Raw genomic sequence first — 23,507 nt, 5'->3', positions numbered from 1 at the left:
TTCAATTATGGGAACGGATGGGGATATGGATTTAACTGTTCAAACGATAATGGCATCTTCCTAAATCCTAGTTGCATCGGTACATTGAGTACTCTCTTCAGCCCTTTCACACGGGTAAGGTGGTGTCCAAATGTCATTGGTAACATGCCGGGAATCAAGACCTTTACACAGAATAAGCCATTGCGTTTGATTATAGGTGTTGTTTGGTCAACCACAATGACTTCGAGGTTTAAGCGGTGGAACCTATTAAGAATATCTAAAAGATCATCCTTTAAATCAGGATTTACTGGCGGCTGCTTGAATTCCTCAGCAAACGTACGTAATGGACGATGATCATCCAATAAAAAATTCAGTCGTTCTTCTGCCTCTTTAAGACCAAATAACATGCCATGGTCCTCCATGGTCTGTACTGCGAACGGATTTTTTAGCATTCTTTCATATTTCTGCCGGTTTTTCTCCAATTTTTCATCATCCCTAAACATCATTCCTGCCAACTCATAAATTGCACTTTTTACAGCCCGCACTGGATCTGGGTTAGCACCAGCTGCACAAATGAGGTTTACACCTTTAGATTTTTTATTTTTTGCCACTGCCCAAACGCTTGGAATTTCATGTTCCATCGTAGAATTATAAAAATGAAGGTCATATCCCGCCACTTCACGGATACGGTCGGCCATTAGCTGTAATTCTTTATCGTTAGCAGAACTAAGATCAAGACGTGGAAGTGGGAGTCTGGCATACCAGGTTAATAAGAATGAATCTCGCTCAACAACCTCCATAATGGCATGGAAAATGGCTTCCTCTAAACTCCCCCCTAATGCACAGCCATTGGAGGTTTCATAAACAAAGCCCTCTCCATAGCCTAAACTGTAATAGGCAAGTAACTCTGGAACTAAAATAGGGCGTTCTTGTAAGAACGAATAGCCCCAGACCCAATTCATTGGATCATCAGGATGAAACGGTTTAAACGGAAAATGAGGCTTTTCATATTGATCCTTTTCATGTAATCCGACTGTTGCAGGATTTAGTGCTTGATTTTCTAAATTATGATAACTATCCCGGACTACCTTTCTTTTGCCTCGAGGCTCAATTCCGCAATATCGTTCCAAACCTTCCAAAATAGCCGTTAACTCACTCATTTCATAAGAATTAGACCTTCCTGCTACTCCCTCATCCGCTTCAAACAATGGCATATTCATTAAAACATCAGCAAAGGGCAGCGTGAAATCTTGCATTTTTCCATTTAGGATTCCAGTACGATAATCAAGATAATCTTTGACAAGCACTGTTTTTAAATCATCCATTGAACGGCAGCGATAATCATCACCATTCAATTTAGGGCTAGATGCTAAGCTAATTTGAGCTAGTTCCGGTGAATCATCAGGTATTGAACTGCACACCGGGCACAATGGATCAGGCAAAAAAAGGTGACTTGAGTTCTTAAACGTTTTCAGGTTAGTAATGAACACTCTTTCTTCAAAGGTGCTGGGTTCTCCTTGAAGAAACTGCTGTACTTCTTTACATATCAAAGTTGCCATTTGCGACATTCCCATATGTGATGACCATGCATCTCGCTCTATACCTTCTCCTGATCCTAAACTCATCTGAAACTGCCACATTTCTTGGCGATCAGGACTAGCTAAAATGCGCCGTATGTCAGCACAGCGAGAGCATCCCATCTTATCGGGATGTACGAATGGGCCAATGATTCCTTCGCCAAATGAAACAAAACCTCGAAGCCACGGGATACCTGTGCTCCTTAATTTTTCTTCCGCTTGTTGATGAACCGAAGGATGCCAGGCATCGTGCAGCACCAAAGCTAATTCTGTTTCTTTTGGAACCTCTTCTAAAATGCTTTGACGTGTTACGAGATAGTTGCCGGACAATTGATCAGAGACATAATCCGCCAATAAACCATGTCCGTCAATTAGAATATGGGCGGTCATCAGAATTCCTCCTCTCGTACTTGCACACCAAACACTCCTGCCAGTTTCTCTTTTAAAAAAGGTTCAAATGCAAGATCATAGACAAAGAGCCTTTTGTTGTTTCTGTTCAGAATTTGAACAGCGGATTGTAATAGTTCCAATTGTGATATTTCTTCACAAGAAGGGATTTCGAGTTTAACTTCCTTTTCTGTCAGAAAAACAGCCGACTCCACTTCCCGATTTGTTGAATTCACCTCGTTTTGAGTATCCATAAGTGCTTGTTGCAATGCACTCCGTAAGGCCAACGTTGTATTTAAACCAGCGCTAGTGTACCATCGGCTCTTAGACCTTACCCATATCACTGGGAAACCTAGCCCTAGCCTTTCATTATCCAAACCGATTGTTGGTGCACCATTTAAGGTAGTCAGGGCATTTAAATAAAACCTACAGCGAGGATCTTCTATCTTTTCGAGTTGTACATGAAAAATCGTATGCTGCTTATCAACCGTTCTGTTTTTCAATTTCTCCTCTAAATAGGCTTGTAGGCCACGACAAACTGCCTCCGCAATTGTTTCTCCTGCACCGATACCGATAAATCCTTTTACTATGTTCCCATCATCTTTATCTTCCTGATCGCCCAATCCCTTGATCATTTGTGAAACATACATTTCAATACCGGTCAGTCCGGCTTCCCTTTTTACCTCCTCATGTGTAAAACCCGAACAGACAACCTCTGTCAGAAGGTCTGCCGGTCCGTCTGACACTGGATTAACTGCTTGAACATAGCATTGCGAAAGAGGAAGTTGTTTCAAGTTTCGTTCCTCCCAAGTATGGAAAATCCCTGTTTCTTCTGAAGTTAATTGACTGAAGTATCCCAAGAGATTTCCAGATGTTTCCTTTTTATCCCGTTCTTTCTTGAGCAATAGATCAAGATCTTCAACCAATCTAGGCGAAATACGTTCATTCTTATACATTGGATGTGTGATGAATGAAATCCAATCTCCTTTTTGCGTTTCAAGATCAAGCAGGTAAATTTGATTACTCTGCCCTGTTATTCCTGTAGTATTCTTGAAAAATTCGAATACAATAATATTTGCCAAAATTGCTCCCGATGTTGAAGAGTAGGCTTGATTCTTTCGATCTTCTTGCAATGCAGATTGATGGATGCGGCGCCATGCGGACTCCCAGCATCCATCCGATTCCGGATTCACCAAAGGACCCGCAAGCCCCACTTGGTCTAAACAGATAGCGGGTAGAAATCCCTTACTCTGTTCTTTGCAAACCATATTTAGATTCATAAGTTCTTTTACATTTCCATCCTGAGAAACATATAAAATCCAATCATATGGCTGCACAGCTTCCTGCAAAAAGCCTCTGCCTTCTCTTTGTTCAAATGGTACCTGTTCTACCTCTATCTCAGAGTCAGCCTTGTTGGCATTATGTACCAACTCATTAATCCTCACCAAATTTGTTGATTCTGAATCCGTCACCATGAAATGGAATTTGGGAAGTCCCGATTCAATTAATGCAGAGACCAATGAAACCAGAAAGGGACCAGATCCGACAGCAAGTACTTTAGCTTGACGGTATTCTTGAAAACGATATCCACCTGAATCTACAAAATTCTCAATAAATTCAATTTGTGAAGCATACTTTTCGAGAACTTTTGCTTTTAATCGATGTGGACGATCTTGACTTGTATCACGAACAAAGCCATTCTTGTACAATGTTTCTACAATCTCATATACCCTGCTCTGATACGGGGCTGTTAATCCCTCTGTTAATTCTCCCAATGTATGCTCCCCGTTGAACATCGGTACCAGCTTTTCAATCCACTGATAGATTGTACCGCCTTCCATACGGAATGAGCTTTCGTTATTCCGAAAATACACACCACCTTGTGGATCAGGTAGATAAAATGTATCCCTTTTTACCTTGGGACGTGAGTATGAGTTCAGTTTCTTCATTCAGCTCCTCCTTATTGCTAATCTCTTCTGTTTATGCACTACCATTTTATGTTCTGTAATTTGTCCATTATGATTAACTAAAAAAAGAAGTGTCCCTGCGGCATGCAGGGGCACTTTCCCTTTCATAAAATAACCTGAATTTTTTTGAAGAACTACCACCAATCTCCAAACTGCTAAATAAAGAAGCCAAAACAGCTGAAACCAAAACAACCGCCACAACGAAAACCGCCACAACCGCCACAACGAAAACCGCCACAACCACCGCAGCGACCACAACCGCCACAACCACAACGACGGATATCGTTAAACTGGAACGGATCTTGGCGATAATCTACAGGCATTACCTCACCAACTTGATAATTACCCATATCCAACATTTGTAGATCATTTTGAAAATTATACATTTTATTCTCTCCTTTATATTTAATAATCAGGCTAAGTACCTGAATAGAAAGCTAAACAAAGATAAATTGTGTTTTTTATATTTGAGACCATCAGATACTACGTGTGCTCTCTTCAACAAATTATGATTTTTTTAGGTTGTTGTTACTGAATTATGCGCCTATTTCTCGTTGAAAGTAACTTAGTAGGTTGCGTCCTTTAATTTATATTTGTAACAGATACGATAAATGAGCAAGCTACACAAAATCTCAAAGGTACATTGAGTTGTACTATGTAGTCAGATGTGGTCATAGTATTTTTCAGGCAATAAACAAACTCCCAGCCAAAATGGTTGAGAGCCTTGAAAGGTAGATATTAACGTGTTAAGAACTAAGGAGCACGGCGTACACCTATAAGTCTGTATTTTTTTACGTTCTTTTATAAACGTTGTTTTATCTTATTTCATATTTAACGTTTACATAGAAGCCGCTGAAAAATTTCAATATCAAATACAACAACGACGATATACTACTAGATGTAGCGTATCGTCGTTGTTAGCTTATCTATATTTTGTGTTTCGAAAGTAACATTTAGACTTCTTCAGTACTCTCACCTTTATGTAGCAAGGCTCTTTTAAAGAGCTTTAATTTTTCATTTTGGTATACCCACTGTTGAAGAGGTCGTTGGTAATGCTTCATCATCCATCCTAAGATATTTCCGATGAAATATGCGGAAACTAGTGTTCCAATTCCGATTGAGCCAAATGATTCAATGAAAATTAAACAAACTACCCCAGACACACAAACATTAATTAAATCACTTGTAATTTTCGCTTTACTAAATTTTAGCTTAAATCGTTCGCTAACTACATACGTTAATGCATCGTAAGGCATTAATGGAAGTTTTGCTGTAAAATAACCGAGTAAACCAACTGATACAACGAATAAACTAATAATTACATATACACACCGAACAATGATTGTTTCAGGTGTTGGGAGAAGTTGCACAATGAATAGTGTAGCATTCATAAAGAATCCAAATAAAGATGCGATAATTAATTGAAGCACAAATTTTCTTAAATTGATGTTGCATTGCTTTTACGTACGAACAATAGTGAACAATATAATATGAAGATCTTAAAAAAACAACCATGTGTCGTCATTATCCCGACTAGCTGGTCTTCCTCTTTTCCATCACAGCACGCGACGTTTGAACAGATCGCCCAGTTCCCATTCATTATGCTAGGCTTCAATAAAGACATCCTCAAAGCGTTTGAGGAACATCACGTGAAGCCAAATATCATTATCGAGTGTAAAGATATAACGATGATTGTAGCGTTTGTCAGTAGAGAATTAGGCTTATCCGTTATTCCAAGAATGGATTATACATCGCCTTTATTAGAACGTACTACGCTTTTTGAACTGAAAAAATTTGATTTTAGTGTAGAGCCCGTCATCGTAAAAATAAAAGACGAACGAATTTCAAAAGCAGCATCTCAGTTTTGGGAAATTGTTAATTAGATTAAGAAAGGGTTTGACAACGTTGATATATAAGTAATATAAACGTTTTGATAACTGAGGAGTTCTTCGTGCGCCTTTAAGACCGTGTTTTTTACGTTCTTTAATATGTGCATATAAGAAATATGAAATAAAATAATCATTTCAAAAACGAGGTCCTATTTTCACTAAAATCCACCACAACCACAAGCTTACCAGACATACTTTCACTCCTTATTGTATACCTTTGAGGGGTTTAAATATCTTTATGCCATTCTCGGATGAACATCTTATTTGTATTTTCATATTTTATAAAAATAAGAATTGAAGAAGGTGATTCTAATTGGTAGGTCAATATATTTAGATTTTTTGTCCAAATTTGGTGTTGGAGGGGCACACCCTGGTGGCATTGGTCTAACCAAGGAAATACTTAAGACTGAAGAAATTAATAAAACTTCTCGTATTTTAGATGTAGGGTGTGGTACTGGCCAAACAGCTGCCTATCTAGCTGAACAATACGGAGCAAAAGTAACGGGGATGGATATTAACCCTATAATGGTGGAAAAAGCAAAAAACAGAATGAGGAAATACCAATTACCGGTGGAAATTATTCAAGGCTCAATAGAGAAATTTCCAGTAAAGGATGGGAAGTTTGATTTTATTATTTCCGAATCTGTTCTCTCTTTTGTAAATAAGCCAACAGCTCTTAAAGAAATATTTCGATTATTAAAAAGCGGTGGTCGTTTTATTGCAAATGAACTTACCACTAATAAACGGCTTTCCCCAACTATTGAGGAAGAAATTAAACAATTTTATGGATTAGATTCCGTCCTTATGGAAAAGGATTGGATCACTTTACTTGAACAGACTGATTTTAAAAATATAAACATTCGTATGCAAAAACAATCTATGCTCCAATACAATACAAATCCAGAATTCCAGTATTCAGAGTATATTGAACCTGAACTTTACGCGGTAATGTATGGACATTTTGATATAATAGTAAAGTATGAGGATGTTTTGGGCTATAGAATATTTTCATGTACTAAATAGTTTTTTTAGAGATTTAAACAGAAACTGCTAAATCTTTTATTCATTTTAATATCACTTTATAACCTTCATAAAACCGGAATTGCTGCTGATTAACATATATAATATCGCATCTATATTCTTAAATCATGCTTCTTTTTGAAAGTTTCAAATATAGTATAAAAAAGAGTGCGATAATGGCTAACTTCTAAGTGTTCAGATAATGTGGAGAAAACACAACATAATTTACTAAATCGCAACATAATTTGAACAGCAATTAAAAATATATATTAATTCACTAGCGTTGCATTAATTTTTCTCTAACCGGGCCTTAAATTCTTCCTTTTTACATGATCACCTTGAAAAGAGGGACGGTCTTCGTACGATTGCAAATAATGCCTGCAGGAGGAATTCCTTAAACCAGAGGAAAATAAAGGGCCAATAAAACGCAAAAAACGTACGCTAAGCAAATTATAACATGAATAAAGCCGATTTTCCTACACTAAGGAATCATCGGCTTAAATTTTAAATTGGATTAAATTAACATGATTAGGACAAGCTTGTTCCATCTGTTCTTTGCTGAAAGGACACTTCACCCGTTTGAGCTAGATTATCTAATAGTATTGTGTCTTTTTTAGGCCACCAACGAAACTCAAAGGTTCATTTTTATTTTTTGGTTTGCTGCTCTAACTGTTGCTCATTCCTCACCTCTTTACTACAGCCGCTCAGCGCTATGAATCCAACTAAACTACCTAATAATAAACCTATCGTAGCCGATTTACGCAAACTTATATTCTCCTACTTAAATATCTCTTTAAGAGTGCGATTGGATCGATCCTTTATATCTTCGTTTTTAGATTGACTTTTTCAATATATTAAGGAAATTTAATAATAAAACCTTAAATTTATAACTTCGGTCTAAATTTAAGGTTTACCCAATATTTTATAAAAGGGTGATGAATACTTTTACAAAAAAGTATCTTGGCCTCTCTATTGTGAATAAATTCTAATAATAAGGAGAGTACAAAAGATGGTTACCATTCATTTTTTTGAAAATAATTCTATAGTATTAAGTCAGCTGCTAAAACATATTCCTTCTGTGGATGAGGATATAAAAATTAAAGGTCGCAAAGGAAAAGTTTTAAGTGTTAAGAAAATTGAAGAAAACATAGTTCATGTACATGTAATTTTTGAACAAGTTAAGAAAAATCAACCAATATCAAAAGATACTAAAAAGAAAAAACGATAATTTATCAAAATCCCTCTTATCTTTGTAGAATAAATATAAAAAGCCCCACCTTACAGAAATGTAAAGTGGGCACAGCAACGAGAAAGTTGTGATATTTTCACATTGCCGTTTTCATATTCATTTTGCTTCTGTTTCATATGTTCGAAAAATAAATATTCTTCCATTTTTATAAATACGATCAATTTAATTTTTAACGATTTCATATAGCAATTAGGACCCGATTTTTCAAAAAAACCACATAGCACGTCATTCTAAGTCAAAAAAGGTATGAGAAAAATCTCTCTTTTATTTAAAAGTTACAAGCCAATTGAGTGTTTTGTCACCAAAGTCTGTTAGCGTATAAACTAAGTTTTGTTTTTGCCATTTTGCAAAGCTACCTTGATGTTCTGCATCAATGTGCAAATGCCCATATTGCTTTGGAATTGGCATCCTATGCGTTTCCAAAAATTCTACAGTTTCTTTCGCTGTCGCTAAGCTTGCTTCTGATTTTTCTGTTGTTGAACGTGCGATGATGGCCCAGCGTCCTTCATTCCAACTTGTAAATAATGAGCCCGCTCCTGCATCTTGATACCCAGTTATGCCATGGCCTAAATTAACAGTTTCACCATCAGTGAAAATGCTTTTATCTATTTCTTCACTGGCAGCTTCTGCCGTTGCATATTTAGTAATTACTAAATGTCCAATTAATTGCCCAGTTTTTTTTATATTCGGATCGTTTAAAGCTAGTTCTTTATCTGTTTCATAAAATTCAAAAGTTACTACATTTCGTTGTAAAGATGCAATAGCAGTTAAATATTTTCCTTGTGTGACAGAAAAATCTGCAGGTAACGTAATGTCCCATTCACTCGGAATAGTGCTTTGGAAACTTATTGGTTCTGAATCGCTTTCACTTGTTACATCTTTATTTGTTTCAACGTGTTCTTCATTTTTTGTCCCTTGTTCTTCCGTCTGACCATGATCTGCTTCAACATCGTCTACTAGTTGTTCTTGATTTTGTGTTTGCAACTTTGTTTCGTCTTCATTTCCACAAGCAGTCATTACCACAATAATAAAAGTTAGTATTATTAGCTTTTTCATCGCATATCCTCTTTTCTTTTTTATTCTTCCCTTTCGTTATTTTTAGAAAGCTTATTATCACTCTTACTACAATCATATCTTTAACTACTGAGAAGTTCTCCTTAAAATCGATAAAACTTTCTGGATCTGCACTTAAGTTCGTGCAATAAGTATTTCTTCACAAGTTGGTATAAAAATTAGCGATTATACAATAACTCACTTTTAAAATATTCATAAAGCATTAGAAACATACTGCCAAAACATACATCAATTAAATGCTAGTAACAGTAATTGGACAATGAAGCATTGAGAAATATTCCGTTATTATATTAGTCTCAATTGTGTTTAGTAGTACTTGACTAGTAAAAAGATTCCAGCAACCTTCGGGGCATATACAGTACAAATAAATGGTAAGCATCAGAATATAGAATTGTTTATTTTCAACGGTATACTGGATTTTCAGAAGAATTTTTTCGTAGTAAATTCGCATTGAAACTATTTTCATCTGGTCAAAACAGTTCTAGAAAAGGTTACAGAAAATAGATATATATATGATTAAATTATTATATCAATATATTTAAATATAGATAAAATGCCAAAAATTACGGATTATTACTGACAATAGATTATATCAATATACTTTTGGGTTAATTGGATTACATTTTCTGTTGAATCCGTTATGATAATAAATGTTGTGCATACATAAATGACAGTTTTTGTTTTTTTATTTGCCATTTGAAAGTTCTTCAATAGTCCCTGATCAGACATCTGTATTTCTTTGTTATTCACTCCTATTTGAAATCTATCTTCGTATGTCCACATGAATATACTTCATAACCATTAACTATTAATTAATCAAGGCTAACATAAACCTTTCAAAAAAAGAAGTTCATTCACTCTTCCTCGCTATCAAATGGATACTTTTTTTGGAATAATTCACAAAAACACTAAGGGCCGCTGTAATGAAATGAATGACCAATGGTATTAAAAAAGAAAACTAATTTCGTCTGAGAGCGAATCTCAGACATTAGAAAAATAGATATTTTTGTGAAAGAATCCCTATATAGAACGAATATTCTATGTTAAAATAGAAGTAAAGATAAGTAGGTCTTATCTTTACTATACATAATAAAATTATGATAAATCTAATACATATAGGAGACTAACTAATGAATGATTTAACCCTTCTTGATCATTTGACGAGTGAGCACTATTTAACGCAGTTGCAAAATAAATTAGAACATCGACACTTACTTGATGAACATCGAAACCTTTCTCTTTCGGATAGTTCTGAGCAAGATTTTTTGGAATTATTTTTTTCAGAAAAAATATTTACTCCAGATAAGTCGCTATCCCCCCACACGATAAGAGCTTACCGTTCGGATGCTAAAACGTTACTACAATTTTTAATGGAGCATTCCCTGACTTTTCGAAATATAGGTTTTCCAGAAGTAAAAGCTTACAATAAATATATTAAAGAAAAGTATGCCTCTAAATCTGCTATAAGAAAACTAGAGTTTTTTCGAAGACTATTAGACTTTGGATACGAAACGCAATTTTACAAAGCACTTCTTTCCACTTGGATCTCCAAGCCAACATCTAAAAAAGGACACTATATAATAGAAGAAACTCGTTCAGCAGCAGAGCAAACTCGGGTCCAAGTCAGAGAATTGAATCAGAAAGATGCGGAATATCTGATTTCCTGCTTCCCTAAAATTGTAAAAGCAAATACGAATCGTGAACAGTTGGAAAAACGTAATTTATTGATTGGCTATCTTCTCTATACCACGGGTCTTCGTGCCAGTGAGCTAGTAAGTTTGAATTGGGGCAGTTTTCGTTACAATCGTCAAGGTCATTTATATGCGGATGTGATTGGTAAAGGGAAAAAACCGCGATCCATTCCCGTCAAAGAAGAGACTATAGAACTGCTATTCGATTATCGCAAAAGTCTTGGAGAATCTGTTGAGATAAATCCAGAGGATGTCAGCCCGCTATTTTTCGCTTTATATAATAAGAAAGAACCATGTAAACATAAAAAACGGTTAACCTATCCAAGCCTTTATAAGATTGTCAAGGAAGCCGTTCATTTGGCAGGAAAAAATTCTAAAGTCTCACCTCACTGGTTTCGACATACCTTTGTCACGATGTTACTTGAAAATGATGTTCCGCTTGCTGTGGTTAAGGATTGGGCCGGTCATTCTGATATTTCTACCACAAATATATACTTGGAACGTGTGAATCAGGATAATACGTATATTCATTTAAATAAAGTGAATGTGTTTAAGTGACTGATTAATAAATTCCCCGCAAACCTTACAATGTGGGGAATTTGCATTGACTTTGAAGTCTATGGATATAAGTCTGGTACATAGGTCATAATGCATAAGATTATACAAAATAGGAAGATACTTTTCACAATATTCACGTCTAGAACAAAATTAATGAAGAGTAGTATGCAAAATTAAATTTAATTTCGTCTGAGAGCGAATCTAAAGCATACTAACTCGCTGTTTTCTTGGTCTACACTACGTTTTAATAGAATTCCAGCATATTACTGACCACAATCGCTTAATAATTTTAAATGGTGTGTTAACGTTGCATTCGCTTGAATATCTAACTTATTAGTCATTACTGCACAAGCTATTTCTCGTTCAGAAGCTAATTCTTTTAAAAGTTGTAGATGGGCTTGCTCACCTTTCGTTGTTATTTATCAAATATTAAAAACCAGATCAATTTTAAAGTCATTTCAAAAATATCTACTTATTCAATAATATGGCTTGATTGTGGAAGATCAAAGGATGTTGAATCAGTTCGTTAAAGAAGGGAGGGATATATGATTATAATTATTTTCGAACACTGGACCACCAATTTGGTGGTCCAATGTTGAATTAAAGTACCTTGTTAGCCATTCATGTAGCCCTGCTTCACCACAGATTACGTAAGAAAATATCGTTCTTGCATGGTAAAAGAAAACATGCAGTTTAAACCCGCTCCTGTGTAATCACTAATTTTTGAAAGTTTTCATATATAAGTACAAGTTCTAATGCTTCTTCCGTTACTCTTTGAGAATACAATTCCGTTGTTTCATTTTAGGTAATATTGTTTTTAGTTCAATTAAGTCATCTATTACTAAATCAGCCTGAGCTAGTTCATCTTCCTGTGCAAAATCAAAATTACATCCAATTGCAATTAAACCATTATCTTTGGCCGCATTAATATCAGATAGACGGTCTCCGACTACAGCTGCTTTTTTTATATCATATTTTTTTATAATTGTTTTAACTAAATCTCCTTTATCGAGCGTTTGAATTTGTTGAATACTAAATGTTTCAGTAACCCAATTATCCAAATTATAATAACTCACAATTGCTTTTAAATATTCCGTTAAACCATTACTAGCTATGTAGATGGAACAATTATTCTCTTTTAAATAACTGAAAACTTCTTTTACATGAGGATACAAGGCACCTTTCCCACTTCTTATGTTTTCAACTAATCTTTCCAGAAAATAAGCATCTGTTTGTTCCCTTACTTCATTGGAATGGTTAGGTAACAAAGCTTCCCATACTTTCGGTAAAGGTACACCCATAATTTCACGGTATTTATCAATAGGGGTTACTGTATCCCATATATTTAGTGACCGTAAATGGTTAAAAGTATCATCAAGTGATAATTCTAAAATTTTATCTGTTTGAAATAGAGTTCCATCCATATCAAAAATCAATGATTGTAACATTGCTATCTCTCCCTTTTTCCCAATGCTAAATAACTTCTAATAAAGTGTAACATATAGGCAGAATAATTTAACCATTTGCTTAGGTTTGTCCCCTCCACTTCCAGTTGCTCTAGCTATCGTCAATCTACCTTTCGTTCTTTCGCTTAATGATATCGCGTTTTAATTCAGTTATGCTGGCCAGCGAACTGAAGAAGAATTTTCCTTTAGACATTGATATGCCTGATTGAAGATTTGTAAACATTTACTGATAAAACATCATTTGGTCTTAACCCTAACTCTTCCGTACAAATAACCCAAAATAATAAACTTTTAATATTGAATAGTTTACAATATTATTAGATAGAAAGCATTTCGATATAATAAAAAATATCCATGAGCGCCTACACGCAACCAAACGTTGAAAAAGGTTTAGGTTCTCCAATTGCATCACCTTATAAAGGTGGCGGCGCGGAGCTGGTTTTGCGAAGCGAAGCCCCGCCCCTTTTCCATAGAAAAGAGGAAAGGAAGAATTGTGCCTTACATGAATAATAAAAATGCGGAAAGAAGATCATTTTTTCAATGGATTCATTTTTTAATCCCTTATTTATACACTACGGGAATTGTTCTGATTTTAATATGGATGACGGTGGCCTCCCTTCTAATTGGCATTAAGACTATCAATGAGAATCCAGATAAACTCTTTTTACAGTCAGAAAAGAGTGTGTCCTCTGTACATACGCCTTCTAACGCACCGTCTTTAAAAAGCGATGAAACAAAGTCGGACGTTATAGCAGTTGAAAATTCTTTAAATAGCAATACTCAAGAGAAGGAAACGTGGTTAAATATTTTAGTTAAACCTATTGTAGAATCAAACTTTAATAAAATTATCTTTCGAGGCCTCTTTTTACTTTTAATTTGGATGCTTTTATTTTTGATCATTCCTGTTGCCTTTAAACGCCTAAAACGATTTAAGTTTTTCAATATGGAATTTGAGGTAGATGATATTGAGCAAGCAGCAATTGAAACAGTTGAAATCAGCGGAACTAAGGCTAAACTAATGGCCTATTTAGCTAGTGATCATGCAGCTGGAAGAACGCTAGACTTTTTGAATGATTCAATGATTGATTTTAAAGAGGTATTAGACTATTTTTTAGCAGAGATTCAAGCGGGATACAAAAACCACCCACTACATGCTACGTTTTCATATAGTGTATACAATGGATCTGTACCTGAGGAGTTAAATGAATTAGTCGAAGAAACTAAAGAAACAGGGGAATCTGCAATTTTCAACAAAAATGATCAAGATAACTTATTTAAAAAGAATTATCTTGTTTTCTATTTTTGTTACGGCGTAGATGAATATGTTACTGTTATTAGCAGTTATACGTATCCTTTTGACATTTTAGATAGATACCTTTTCGAACTATTACATAATACGATCAGTAAGAATATTGAAAATATCGAGTATATGGTAGCTTTGACAAGTAATGATAGTAACGTTGGAAACGGAACATGAGTCTAGTCTTGACGAATGAAAGGTTATTCATATATCATTGAATAAAGGAGTGATCTATATGGAAAGCGCTAAAACTCCAATTAGAACACAAGATATTAGAGATCGGGCAAAAAGAAAATTGGGTGAAACAAGTACTAATCGGAATGCTAATCAAACTAATCAAGTAAAAATAACTGGTAGTATAGTTAGACCTATTCATGTTAGTAAAACGGATCCATTAGTAATAAGAATGACGCAATACAAAAAAATCAACTAATATTATTATCCCCCGTTTGCACAATTGAGCGGGGGGTTTATTTATTATTTAAATGTTTTGAATGTTTTTTTGCAAGTTCTTGCATAATTGGTGAACGCCCCACTAAATCAGCTGGTCGTTTTATAGGTAAATATCCAAGATTAATGTCACGTATACTTTTAAATTTCTCCCCTTTTAAATACCTTTTATATATCTCAAATATCTTCATAATTTTCCACTCCCCCCTTAGTAAGCATGATCAAATTTACTATCTTATTATATTCAACCCAATTCCCTTTCTATTCACATTAACAAAGAAAAAGTGGTCAGTTTCCAATGACATATCTTGAAGCTTCTGAACCCTTTTTTTTGGAGGAGAACGAAAATCATCTTCCCCTTCTCTTTTTACCGCCGTACTCTCCGAACTTGAATGCTATAGAGCGGATTTAGGTTAAGGAATATAATAAAAATATATTGAAATATTAAATTTATATGGTTATAATACAATACGGTCTTATATATTTGCTTGTACGTAATTATTAGAAAAATTAATATTTTTTCTAAATAGTAAATTTTAGATATTTCATGGAGGTCTTAATTTGTCTGATAAAGTACCATTTTCATTTATAGTGGTTATTGGTTTAATGTTATTTGCTTTATTCTTTGGGGCAGGAAATTTAATTTTCCCACCAATGCTTGGTCAATCAGCAGGAATAAATATTTGGTCAGCTAATGCAGGGTTTTTAATAACTGGAGTTGGATTACCATTACTTGGTGTATTAGCACTTGGTTTTTCGGGGAAAGATGATTTACAATCGTTAGCAAGTCGTGTACATCCTGTGTTTGGGATAGTATTTACAACTATTCTTTATTTAGCAATTGGTCCTTTATTCGCTATACCGAGAACAGGAAACGTTCCTTTTGAGGTAGGTGTCAAACCTTTTTTGTCCGAAAATTCAGGTCCTATACCTTTACTTATTTTTACCATCGTATTTTTTAGCATTACGTGTCTTTTTTCGCTTAATCCTGCGAAAATTGTCGAAATTGTTGGGAAGGTATTAACACCAATCAAGTTAACGTTTATTGGAGTCTTAGTAGTAGTTGCTTTAATTCATCCAATTGGTGACTTCCAAGCACCTGTTAAGGATTACTCAGTTCAACCATTTTTTAATGGGTTTAGAGAAGGCTATTTAACAATGGATACTCTTGCATCTTTTGTTTTTGGTATCATGATCATTAATGCTATTAAAGACAAAGGTGCAAAAACAAAAAAACAAATTATGATTGTTTGTGGAAAAGCAACTGGAGTTGCTGCCATTATCCTAGCAACCTTTTATACTTCTCTATCTTATATGGGTGCCTCAAGTGTAGAAAAACTTGGACATTTAGATAATGGAGGTATAATCTTAGCAAAAGTCTCGGAGTACTATTTTGGTTCCTATGGTGGGATATTATTAGGATTAATGATAACAGTAGCTTGTTTAACAACGAGCGTAGGGCTAGTTTCATCATGTTCTACATATTTCCATAAGCTATTTCCTAAGATATCTTACAAAACACTCGCTATTAGTTTATCCATTTTTAGTGCAATAGTTGCTAATATTGGGTTAACACAATTAATTGCTATTTCTGTACCTGTATTAACAGCTATTTATCCTTTAGCTATCGTATTAATATTCTTAACATTTTTTCATTCTTTATTTAAAGGGAAAGCAGAAGTTTATCAAGGAAGCTTACTTTTAACATTTATAATTAGTTTATTTGATGGATTAAATGGAGTTGGCATACACTTTACGTCCATTGATCATTTCTTTAATGCAATTCTTCCTATGTATGACGTAGGACTAGGGTGGATTATTCCTGCGATTGTTGGAGGATTCATTGGTTATGGCAGTAGCATATTACGAGAGAAATTCGGACTTAATCACCAACTAGATTAATTAACTAAATAATCTAGTCTTAAAAGCGGTCTAGTGATTGAACTGTAACCTATTTTTTACACAGTTAAAAAAGACCTTTAAAAGTACCCTATAGATTAGACGTTTAAAAAAGTCTATCTTTAGGGTACTTTTTTGTATTCTTACAAAGAAGATGTGCGTTGCAGTAGGCTTTTGTTAAAGGTCAAATCTACTTTTCCCTTATTATTTAACACACACATAACCCTTTATGCTATAAGTAAAAAAACAATATGTGGTTACTTTTACCCCTAACCTACCCTATTTTACTTCAAGAAAAGACTCGTTGTTGTAACACTTCCCTACCCGAATGAAATTAAGCAAGATTCATCTAATTGTTGTAGTGGTAATGAACAACTGACAATAGAGACAAGAATCTTCCTTCAGGAAAGAATATGGCATACAGAGTTCACGGGATGAATGGTCAAATTCAAAAAGGAAGAAGACTTTAAGAAGTGCGACCTAAAATGAAAATGAACGCTAATCTATGTTACAGGAAAATATCATTTTAGCTGAATAACTATGTTCCTATACTGTTATCAACATCGGTGCTATAATACCCAGTTTCAACGGACTTAACCTTTTTAAAAATCATATTCCGCATCTTTTGCTTGGCGAACGTTCGAGTATGCTTGAACAAGTAAAACTGTGTCTTCCACTAAACGCTCCATACGGAAAAGGATATCATCATTGATTATTTCTTTTCGTTGGAAATCCTTTTCTTCGATAAATACGTAGGTTTGGACAATATGTGCCTTCATATAAGCTAAAATTGGTTTTAACTGTTGTTCCACCATTAAATAATGCTTAGCAGTTCCAGCTGTAACAAGCATACTTACTACTTTATCTCGGAAAGCATTGATTGGTAATAAATCAAAAATATTTTTTAATGTCGCTGGAATAGATGCTTGAAATACGGGTGTACCGATAATAATCGCATCTGCTGCCATTATAGTTTCTGTTACATACTTAGTATCTCCTTCATACTCCCAATAATTTCGTCCATCGCTAAACACCATTTCATATTCTGCAAGATCTAATAATGTGATTTCTGCATCGGGATATTTTTCATTTGCTAATTTTAACGTATAATCCATTGCTGTTCGTGTCTTAGAGCCTACATTAGAACCTGAGATTCCTACAATTTTCATCCGAATCACTCCTTATTTTTTAGCTGTATGCTTCTTAATTGCTGGCATAATTTCTGTTGCAATCAGTTCAATATTTTTTGCAATCTTATCGAATGGCACGCCACCAAAATCGATCTGTGCCATAAAGCGTTGTTGACCAAATAGTTCGTATTGGTAGAGCATCTTTTCAATAATTTGTTGCGGACTACCAATCATTAATGCATCACGATAATCTGTAGATTGCGCAAATTGTTGTTTTGGATAGCCGCCTCCACGTAATGCTTGCATACCAGAATTAGCATGTGGATAGTACTCACGAAGTGCATCCTGTGAATTTTCTGCTGTATAAAATAAACTCGTTGTTGCGATTGGTAATGTTGCTGGATCAAAACCACTACGCTCCGCTGCCTCACGATACGCTTCAACTGAGACCTTGAAGTTAATAGCAGGACCACCAAGTGTTGTTAGCATCATCGGTACACCTGCATATCCAGCCTTGATCGCACTAGCAGGTGGGCCGCCTACTGCACGCCAAATTGGCAGATGACCATTTTGAGGTTGCGGTAAAATGGATGCATTGTTCAACGATGCGCGGTATTGACCTTCCCATGTTACTTTCTCCTCGTTATTTAACTTCATCAGAAGTTCCATTTTTTCTTCAAATAACTCTTCATAATCACGTACATCAAACCCAAGTAAACTATATGCCCCAACTCGTGAACCACGGCCTGCAACAATTTCTGCTCGACCTTTTGAGATCAAATCAAGTGTGGCAAAATCTTCATATACTCGTACAGGATCGGATGTACTTAACACCGTTGCTGAGCTGGCAATTTTAATATTTGTTGTAGCTTGAGCGATGGCCCCTAAAATGACCGTATGCGCTTGTGTTGTAAAAAACGTTTGATGGCTTTCACCAACAGCAAATACGTCAAGTCCTGCTTGATCAGCTAGCTTACTCGCCTCAATTAATTCCTGAATCCGCTGTTGTGCACTAATTTTTGAGCCTGTATGTGGGTTAGATAAATGATCCCCAATTGAATATAAACCGAATTCAAGTCCTTTTTCTGTATCAATGCGATATTGCTTCATGTTTGCTCTCTCCTTTTAATCAAGTGGTGTTAATTTTGCTTCAATTTCAGCACGTCGTTCTTCTAAAAATGGTGGTAAATCTAAAGTTTTACCAAGTTCTTCGACCGTCGAATCGGCGGTAAATCCAGGACCATCTGTCGCAATTTCAAATAAAATACCGTTTGCTTCACGGAAATAGAGACTTCGGAAATAGAAACGATCCACAACCCCAGTTGATTGGAAACCACGTTCTTTAACGATCTCATCCCAATAGCGCAACTCTTCTTCATCTTTCACACGAATGGCTAAATGATGAATACTTCCTCTTCCAGGTTTTTCACTTGGCCCAACTTTTTGTTTGACGACAATCTCTCCGAATGACTGTCCAGCAACAGATTGATAAATGGCTTCTGTGTCAGACCGAGTCACTTCTACATAACCAAACATGTCCTTTAATGTTTTCGCTAAACGTTCTAAGTAACGCACTGTGATTTCAATTGTTCCGATTCCTAAAATGCGATTGTTTCGTTTGATGATGGAGCCTTCCCATCCTGACCATTGTTCAGGAACCTTCTCACCGTTATTATTTAACAAAACCATTCGTAAGCCTTCTGAATCTTCAAAATGTAAAGCATCTCGACCGGCATATGTCGTTAGTTCACCATGATTTACATCTAATGACTCGAACCGTTTTTTCCAAAATATAAGACTGTCAAATGACGGAACTAGTAAACCAATTTGTGTAATTGCGTTTGTGCCGCGAACTGTTCTTCCTGCAATCGGCATTTCAAAAAACGACAGCTCTGTTCCCGCACTACCTGTTAAATCTCCATAAAATAAGTGATACATAGTAGGGTTATCTTGGTTCACCGTTTTTTTCACTCGGCGTAGCCCTAATACATTTTGATAAAAATCATGATTCATTTGTGCATTTTTTGTAAGCATCGATACATGATGATGTCCAGAAATTGTATACATGTTTATTCCTCCTTTTTTAACTTGACTAATCAAATGATGCTGTAAAAAAAATTACTCAGGCGGTAATTCTCTTTTTTGGCTATATTTATGGACACGTGTCATTAAAGTATATAGTGTTTGTTGTTCTTCTTCGTTTAATATATCGTCAAAAAATGAAGATTGAAAGGCAAGTTGTTCAGGCATTGCTTGTTCTAAAATAGTTTCCGCTTTATCTGTGAGGCTAATCGTTTTCGTTTTCCAGTCTTGCTTACGTACAATATAATCTTCTTTTTCAAGACGTACGAGCATACGCGAAATACCACCTTGAGTTACTGTCACCTTCTCGGCTAACTCCATTTGCGTGAGTGGCTGATAAATGCGAATTTGCATGAGAACATCAAATTGAGCAGTCGTTAGATCAAATCGTTTTAAGAAGTCATTCGACATTTGGTTACTTTGATTCGTAAACCGCATTAAACGTAACCAAATTAATGAACCTAGCGTATTATTCCGCATTTTATTTCCCTCCCCTTCGTTAATCTTATTATCACTTTACTACTCAAATGATAAGAAAGCAAGCAAAACATCTCAAAAAGAGTAACGTAAGGAACATGAAAAATGTTGGCTAAGAGAAATATAATACTATCTTATGGACATGGATGTTGAAGTTCTAATAAGGGATAATAGATCAGTAATGACACTTTACCTATGGAGGGTTAATTTTTGTTGATCGACCTGCTATACTACTAAATAGTAGTAATACATATTTAGATATTAAATTTTAATTATTAACATGAGTACTATTAAAATTAGCTTATGATATGGTTGAAGTACTCGTACATTATTTAAGAATGAGGGAATTTAATGACAACAAAAACAAAAACAAAATCATCGAGAAAAATTGCTAGGTATTCACTAATTATTATGGGGGTAGGATTTATTGCCACTGCCCCATTTCAAGGTTCATTTTGGGTAGAATTATTACATGGAGGATTTGAAGCGGGACTTGTTGGTGGATTAGCCGATTGGTTTGCTGTGACTGCACTATTTCGCCATCCGCTTGGAATACCAATCCCACATACTGCACTGCTACCCAATAATCGAAAAAGAATGACAAATGGGCTTGTTTCGATGTTGAAAAATGACTGGCTTTCCAAGGAAAGTATTCAGGAAAAAATAAAACAAATTCCTTTAACAGAAAAGCTGATCGCCATTTTAGGTAAGCAGATACACACAGATAAGTTTAGAGAAGGGATTATTAAGCTGATCACGAAATTGATTGGATATATAGAACTTGAAAAGATTACTCCTTTCGTTAAAAGACAAATCATATCGACTCTTTCTAAGATGGAAATAAGCAAATTACTTCAACTTGTAAGTTCATATCTACTTAACGAACAGCTGGATAAAAAAGCTTTGGATCATATTTTGAAAAAAGCTGAGAATTGGTTAAGACAAGAACAAACTAGTCACCGATTAGGAACAGTTTCCATGAATGTACTCAGCAAAATTGAAGCAGATGGTATGCTTCAATTTGCACTTAAATCCATTCAAAGCCTGCTTACCGAGGAGAAACTCGGCAATATCGTGCAAAATCTTTTATTAAGTGTAATAAAGAGTTTGCAAAATGAGAAAGAGCCGAATCGAGAAGCTTTAATCTTATATATCCGAAACGAGATACAAGGTATTAACGATAATAAGGACGTATTAGTAAGTATTGAAAAATGGAAAGGTCAACTTCTAGATAAATGGGAACCTGATCAAACAATAACCGAGAGTCTTCAACAAATTCAAAAAAATGTAATAGATCTCGTAGAAGATCATGATTTTATTGATATGCATCTTATTCCATTAATGAATCGCATACTAGATAATATGAAAGATAATAGCGCGGACATTGATAATTGGATACAAAAACAAATAATAGTTCTCGTTGAAAATAATCATGAACAAATTGGCAATCTTGTGCAAGAGAATTTAGATAAGTTAGACAATGATACACTGATTGATATGATGGAAAACAATATCGGAAAAGATTTACAGTGGATTCGCGTGAACGGAGCAGTTTGTGGTTTTATAATAGGGATTTTACTAACAGGTGTACAAGCTTTGTTTAGGCTAGCATAATTTCTATTAAAACCAAATGAGAGTACTGATTTGTTCCTCTCGCTTTATCATTTGAATTATATTGATTTGGAACAACAAAACGGCTACATCGGAGTAGCCGTTTTGTTATTGTTGAATTTACATCAATGATAAAAATCGCATTCTTAAAGGGACTATTTTTAAGAACCCAACTTTTCTGTTCGAATAATTCGTAATCTTTCTTTTTCGGATTTATCTTTGAAAAACGATAAATATAGAACCATAAATAGTATAAGGCTAGCTCCTAAAAATTGATAAGTTCCGAATGGGATGTGTAGCCATAAAACTGAAGTGATTATGGCTGTTAAAGGTTCTAAACTCCCTAATAAAGTCGTTTCTTGCGGTTTTAAGTATTTAAGACTTTCAATGTAAAACCAAAAAGCAATCATCGTTCCAAAGAAAATGACAAACCCTAAATATAAATATGTCTCAAGTGCCCAATTACTAGTGTCAACTGACCAAGGAGGCTGTATGCTACTCATTCCCATTCCACCTATAATCATTGCCCAGCCAATAACGTTCAGTGAACCCCACTTTTTCAATAACACCCCTGCATATAAAGTATAGAAGGCAAGAGCAATACCTGATAGTATTCCCCATATGACAGAAGATACAGGCACTGAAAGACTAGCTAATGATCCATTCGTTAACAATAAAAATGTACCTGTTAAAGCTAAAACTACCGCAAATAGATCTCTAGCCTTCAATTTGCTTACTTTAGCCAAAACTAGATAAAGAATAATAAAAACAGGAGCTAAATATTGTAATAATGTTGCGACAGCTGCATTCCCTAACTGAATGGAAGCCATATATGTGTATTGAACGGCAAGCATCCCTAATAAGCCGAATATCACGATTTGTATCCTTGCTGTTTTATCTGACCATATCTTTAAAACTTGCTTTCGATCTCTGATGAATGATAAAAAAAGTAGTAGAATGCCTGCTATTAATAAGCGAATGGATACAAGCCATTCAACTGTTATACTTTCTTGTTGAAATAAGCGCTGTGCTACTGTACCTCCAATTCCCCAAAAACTTGCGCCGAGTATGACGAATATAAATCCGGGCCACCGCAGTTGATTATCCATAAACCATCCCCCTCAATCTGCTTCATACGTTATAAACTGTTCTTCCAGTTATTTTGTATGGATTATTTTGCTTGTTTTATTCGATAAGTGGTCAATCTTCAGAATAACATAATAAGAGTTGGTAGTTACCCAATTTGTAAGGATACTTAAAATTCGAATCTTGTCGACTTACTATGCAATTTTGAAGATGAAAAAGTAGTAGAAAAGTTAAAGCTTTCACGATCAATTATATAGTCGTAGAGATTACCTGACCAGCGACTTGTTAACAATATGTGGAATAGCTTTCTAACTGTCGCTAATATCTCTATTTACACCTCTTTTTAATTATATTAATATATTAAAATTTGACTAATGTGTTAAAAATCACGGGTTATTACTTTGATTACATTATATTAAAATAATATAATCGCCTTATCTACTGTATAAGAAACCATCATTTCAAATTCTTCAGGACAGCCACAGTTAAGAGAATCAATCATTTAATACATGCCTCCGGCTAGCAAAAACATCACTATTCCTACTGTAAAAATAAGCTTTTTCATATTTATCTATCTCCTCCTTCTAACTTGTTAACACTAATCAAGTTGTTCTT

19 protein-coding genes and 2 pseudogenes are annotated in these 23,507 nt (G+C 35.0%); 8 read left to right on the top strand and 13 right to left on the bottom strand.

Annotated features, from left to right (window positions below; translation table 11 throughout):
* Positions 1 to 5: 5 nt before the first annotated feature.
* The 4 genes and pseudogenes from ACIQZI_RS08160 to ACIQZI_RS08145 all read right to left on the bottom strand — a co-directional run.
* Positions 6 to 1,946, bottom strand: coding sequence for a TOMM precursor leader peptide-binding protein (locus tag ACIQZI_RS08160; RefSeq protein WP_403071455.1), 1,941 nt, complete (start codon positions 1,944 to 1,946; stop codon positions 6 to 8).
* Positions 1,946 to 3,892 (bottom strand): putative thiazole-containing bacteriocin maturation protein, encoded by a 1,947-nt coding sequence (locus ACIQZI_RS08155; RefSeq protein ID WP_403071452.1) that lies wholly within the window; start codon positions 3,890 to 3,892, stop codon positions 1,946 to 1,948. Before ACIQZI_RS08155 ends, ACIQZI_RS08160 begins: the two co-directional genes overlap by 1 nt.
* 173 nt (positions 3,893 to 4,065) lie before the next feature.
* Positions 4,066 to 4,296, bottom strand: coding sequence for a heterocycloanthracin/sonorensin family bacteriocin (locus ACIQZI_RS08150; protein ID WP_403071449.1), 231 nt, complete (start codon positions 4,294 to 4,296; stop codon positions 4,066 to 4,068).
* Positions 4,297 to 4,863: 567 nt separating this feature from the next.
* Positions 4,864 to 5,358: pseudogene (locus ACIQZI_RS08145) on the bottom strand (DUF6198 family protein); the annotation flags it as partial.
* On the opposite strand from ACIQZI_RS08145, the pseudogene ACIQZI_RS08140 reads away from it, so the two are divergent.
* From ACIQZI_RS08140 to ACIQZI_RS08130, 3 genes and pseudogenes are all read left to right on the top strand, one after another.
* Positions 5,353 to 5,793, top strand: a pseudogene (locus tag ACIQZI_RS08140) (LysR family transcriptional regulator substrate-binding protein); the annotation flags it as partial. The pseudogenes ACIQZI_RS08145 and ACIQZI_RS08140 overlap by 6 nt on opposite strands.
* Positions 5,794 to 6,102: 309 nt before the next feature.
* On the top strand, positions 6,103 to 6,822 hold the full coding sequence (locus ACIQZI_RS08135; RefSeq protein WP_403072163.1) for a class I SAM-dependent methyltransferase: 720 nt from the start codon (positions 6,103 to 6,105) through the stop codon (positions 6,820 to 6,822).
* 1,006 nt (positions 6,823 to 7,828) lie between these two features.
* Positions 7,829 to 8,047, top strand: coding sequence for a hypothetical protein (locus ACIQZI_RS08130; protein ID WP_403071446.1), 219 nt, complete (start codon positions 7,829 to 7,831; stop codon positions 8,045 to 8,047).
* A gap of 50 nt (positions 8,048 to 8,097) precedes the next feature.
* Here ACIQZI_RS08130 and ACIQZI_RS08125 read toward each other — a convergent pair whose 3' ends face one another.
* Positions 8,098 to 8,250, bottom strand: coding sequence for a hypothetical protein (locus ACIQZI_RS08125; RefSeq protein WP_403071443.1), 153 nt, complete (start codon positions 8,248 to 8,250; stop codon positions 8,098 to 8,100).
* 82 nt (positions 8,251 to 8,332) lie between these two features.
* Positions 8,333 to 9,124: a hypothetical protein gene (locus ACIQZI_RS08120; RefSeq protein ID WP_403071440.1), complete on the bottom strand. Its 792-nt coding sequence runs from the start codon at positions 9,122 to 9,124 to the stop codon at positions 8,333 to 8,335.
* A 1,148-nt stretch (positions 9,125 to 10,272) separates the two neighbouring features.
* On the opposite strand from ACIQZI_RS08120, the gene ACIQZI_RS08115 reads away from it, so the two are divergent.
* Positions 10,273 to 11,391 (top strand): tyrosine-type recombinase/integrase, encoded by a 1,119-nt coding sequence (locus ACIQZI_RS08115; RefSeq protein ID WP_403071437.1) that lies wholly within the window; start codon positions 10,273 to 10,275, stop codon positions 11,389 to 11,391.
* Positions 11,392 to 12,158: 767 nt separating this feature from the next.
* On the opposite strand, the gene ACIQZI_RS08110 is transcribed toward ACIQZI_RS08115, so the two are convergent.
* The gene (locus ACIQZI_RS08110) at positions 12,159 to 12,839 is read right to left on the bottom strand and encodes an HAD family hydrolase (protein WP_403071434.1); all 681 of its coding nucleotides are present in this window, start codon (positions 12,837 to 12,839) and stop codon (positions 12,159 to 12,161) included.
* Positions 12,840 to 13,359: 520 nt separating this feature from the next.
* Between ACIQZI_RS08110 and ACIQZI_RS08105 the strand changes: the two genes are divergently transcribed.
* Positions 13,360 to 14,334, top strand: a complete 975-nt coding sequence (locus tag ACIQZI_RS08105; RefSeq protein WP_403071432.1) for a hypothetical protein — start codon at positions 13,360 to 13,362, stop codon at positions 14,332 to 14,334.
* A gap of 58 nt (positions 14,335 to 14,392) precedes the next feature.
* Positions 14,393 to 14,590: a hypothetical protein gene (locus ACIQZI_RS08100; protein ID WP_403071429.1), complete on the top strand. Its 198-nt coding sequence runs from the start codon at positions 14,393 to 14,395 to the stop codon at positions 14,588 to 14,590.
* Positions 14,591 to 14,627: 37 nt separating this feature from the next.
* On the opposite strand, the gene ACIQZI_RS08095 is transcribed toward ACIQZI_RS08100, so the two are convergent.
* Positions 14,628 to 14,798, bottom strand: coding sequence for a hypothetical protein (locus tag ACIQZI_RS08095; RefSeq protein WP_403071426.1), 171 nt, complete (start codon positions 14,796 to 14,798; stop codon positions 14,628 to 14,630).
* 370 nt (positions 14,799 to 15,168) lie between these two features.
* On the opposite strand from ACIQZI_RS08095, the gene brnQ reads away from it, so the two are divergent.
* Positions 15,169 to 16,509 (top strand): branched-chain amino acid transport system II carrier protein, encoded by a 1,341-nt coding sequence (gene brnQ / locus ACIQZI_RS08090; protein WP_403071423.1) that lies wholly within the window; start codon positions 15,169 to 15,171, stop codon positions 16,507 to 16,509.
* A gap of 599 nt (positions 16,510 to 17,108) precedes the next feature.
* On the opposite strand, the gene ACIQZI_RS08085 is transcribed toward brnQ, so the two are convergent.
* Genes ACIQZI_RS08085 through ACIQZI_RS08070 form a run of 4 tightly spaced genes read right to left on the bottom strand, consistent with a single transcriptional unit; the run spans position 17,109 to position 20,198 of the window.
* The gene (locus ACIQZI_RS08085; protein WP_403071420.1) at positions 17,109 to 17,675 is read right to left on the bottom strand and encodes an NADPH-dependent FMN reductase; all 567 of its coding nucleotides are present in this window, start codon (positions 17,673 to 17,675) and stop codon (positions 17,109 to 17,111) included.
* Positions 17,676 to 17,687: 12 nt separating this feature from the next.
* Positions 17,688 to 18,746 carry an LLM class flavin-dependent oxidoreductase gene (locus ACIQZI_RS08080; RefSeq protein ID WP_403071415.1) on the bottom strand — a complete coding sequence of 353 codons (1,059 nt, stop codon included), beginning with the start codon at positions 18,744 to 18,746 and terminating at the stop codon, positions 17,688 to 17,690.
* 15 nt (positions 18,747 to 18,761) lie between these two features.
* Positions 18,762 to 19,703: a ring-cleaving dioxygenase gene (locus tag ACIQZI_RS08075; RefSeq protein ID WP_403071412.1), complete on the bottom strand. Its 942-nt coding sequence runs from the start codon at positions 19,701 to 19,703 to the stop codon at positions 18,762 to 18,764.
* Positions 19,704 to 19,754: 51 nt separating this feature from the next.
* The gene (locus tag ACIQZI_RS08070; RefSeq protein ID WP_403071409.1) at positions 19,755 to 20,198 is read right to left on the bottom strand and encodes a MarR family winged helix-turn-helix transcriptional regulator; all 444 of its coding nucleotides are present in this window, start codon (positions 20,196 to 20,198) and stop codon (positions 19,755 to 19,757) included.
* 348 nt (positions 20,199 to 20,546) lie between these two features.
* On the opposite strand from ACIQZI_RS08070, the gene ACIQZI_RS08065 reads away from it, so the two are divergent.
* Positions 20,547 to 21,809: a DUF445 domain-containing protein gene (locus ACIQZI_RS08065; RefSeq protein ID WP_403071406.1), complete on the top strand. Its 1,263-nt coding sequence runs from the start codon at positions 20,547 to 20,549 to the stop codon at positions 21,807 to 21,809.
* Positions 21,810 to 21,967: 158 nt separating this feature from the next.
* On the opposite strand, the gene ACIQZI_RS08060 is transcribed toward ACIQZI_RS08065, so the two are convergent.
* Entirely contained in the window at positions 21,968 to 22,915 is a 948-nt protein-coding gene (locus ACIQZI_RS08060; protein WP_403071403.1) for a DMT family transporter, read from the bottom strand.
* Positions 22,916 to 23,507 lie beyond the last annotated feature (592 nt).

The organism is Peribacillus sp. NPDC096379, assembly GCF_044762875.1.
Taxonomy (GTDB): Bacteria; Bacillota; Bacilli; order Bacillales; family DSM-1321; genus Peribacillus.
This window is presented reverse-complemented; position numbering and strand designations above follow the sequence as displayed.

Bases quoted from the DNA above. Each gene is read 5' to 3' on its own strand.
- ACIQZI_RS08160 (WP_403071455.1), bottom strand. From the start codon at position 1,946: ATGACCGCCCATATTCTAATTGACGGACATGGTTTATTGGCGGATTAT.
- ACIQZI_RS08155 (WP_403071452.1), bottom strand. From the start codon at position 3,892: ATGAAGAAACTGAACTCATACTCACGTCCCAAGGTAAAAAGGGATACA.
- ACIQZI_RS08150 (WP_403071449.1), bottom strand. From the start codon at position 4,296: ATGTATAATTTTCAAAATGATCTACAAATGTTGGATATGGGTAATTAT.
- ACIQZI_RS08130 (WP_403071446.1), top strand. From the start codon at position 7,829: ATGGTTACCATTCATTTTTTTGAAAATAATTCTATAGTATTAAGTCAG.
- ACIQZI_RS08125 (WP_403071443.1), bottom strand. From the start codon at position 8,250: ATGAAATCGTTAAAAATTAAATTGATCGTATTTATAAAAATGGAAGAA.
- ACIQZI_RS08120 (WP_403071440.1), bottom strand. From the start codon at position 9,124: ATGAAAAAGCTAATAATACTAACTTTTATTATTGTGGTAATGACTGCT.
- ACIQZI_RS08115 (WP_403071437.1), top strand. From the start codon at position 10,273: ATGAATGATTTAACCCTTCTTGATCATTTGACGAGTGAGCACTATTTA.
- ACIQZI_RS08110 (WP_403071434.1), bottom strand. From the start codon at position 12,839: ATGTTACAATCATTGATTTTTGATATGGATGGAACTCTATTTCAAACA.
- ACIQZI_RS08105 (WP_403071432.1), top strand. From the start codon at position 13,360: ATGAATAATAAAAATGCGGAAAGAAGATCATTTTTTCAATGGATTCAT.
- ACIQZI_RS08100 (WP_403071429.1), top strand. From the start codon at position 14,393: ATGGAAAGCGCTAAAACTCCAATTAGAACACAAGATATTAGAGATCGG.
- ACIQZI_RS08095 (WP_403071426.1), bottom strand. From the start codon at position 14,798: ATGAAGATATTTGAGATATATAAAAGGTATTTAAAAGGGGAGAAATTT.
- ACIQZI_RS08085 (WP_403071420.1), bottom strand. From the start codon at position 17,675: ATGAAAATTGTAGGAATCTCAGGTTCTAATGTAGGCTCTAAGACACGA.
- ACIQZI_RS08080 (WP_403071415.1), bottom strand. From the start codon at position 18,746: ATGAAGCAATATCGCATTGATACAGAAAAAGGACTTGAATTCGGTTTA.
- ACIQZI_RS08075 (WP_403071412.1), bottom strand. From the start codon at position 19,703: ATGTATACAATTTCTGGACATCATCATGTATCGATGCTTACAAAAAAT.
- ACIQZI_RS08070 (WP_403071409.1), bottom strand. From the start codon at position 20,198: ATGCGGAATAATACGCTAGGTTCATTAATTTGGTTACGTTTAATGCGG.
- ACIQZI_RS08065 (WP_403071406.1), top strand. From the start codon at position 20,547: ATGACAACAAAAACAAAAACAAAATCATCGAGAAAAATTGCTAGGTAT.
- ACIQZI_RS08060 (WP_403071403.1), bottom strand. From the start codon at position 22,915: ATGGATAATCAACTGCGGTGGCCCGGATTTATATTCGTCATACTCGGC.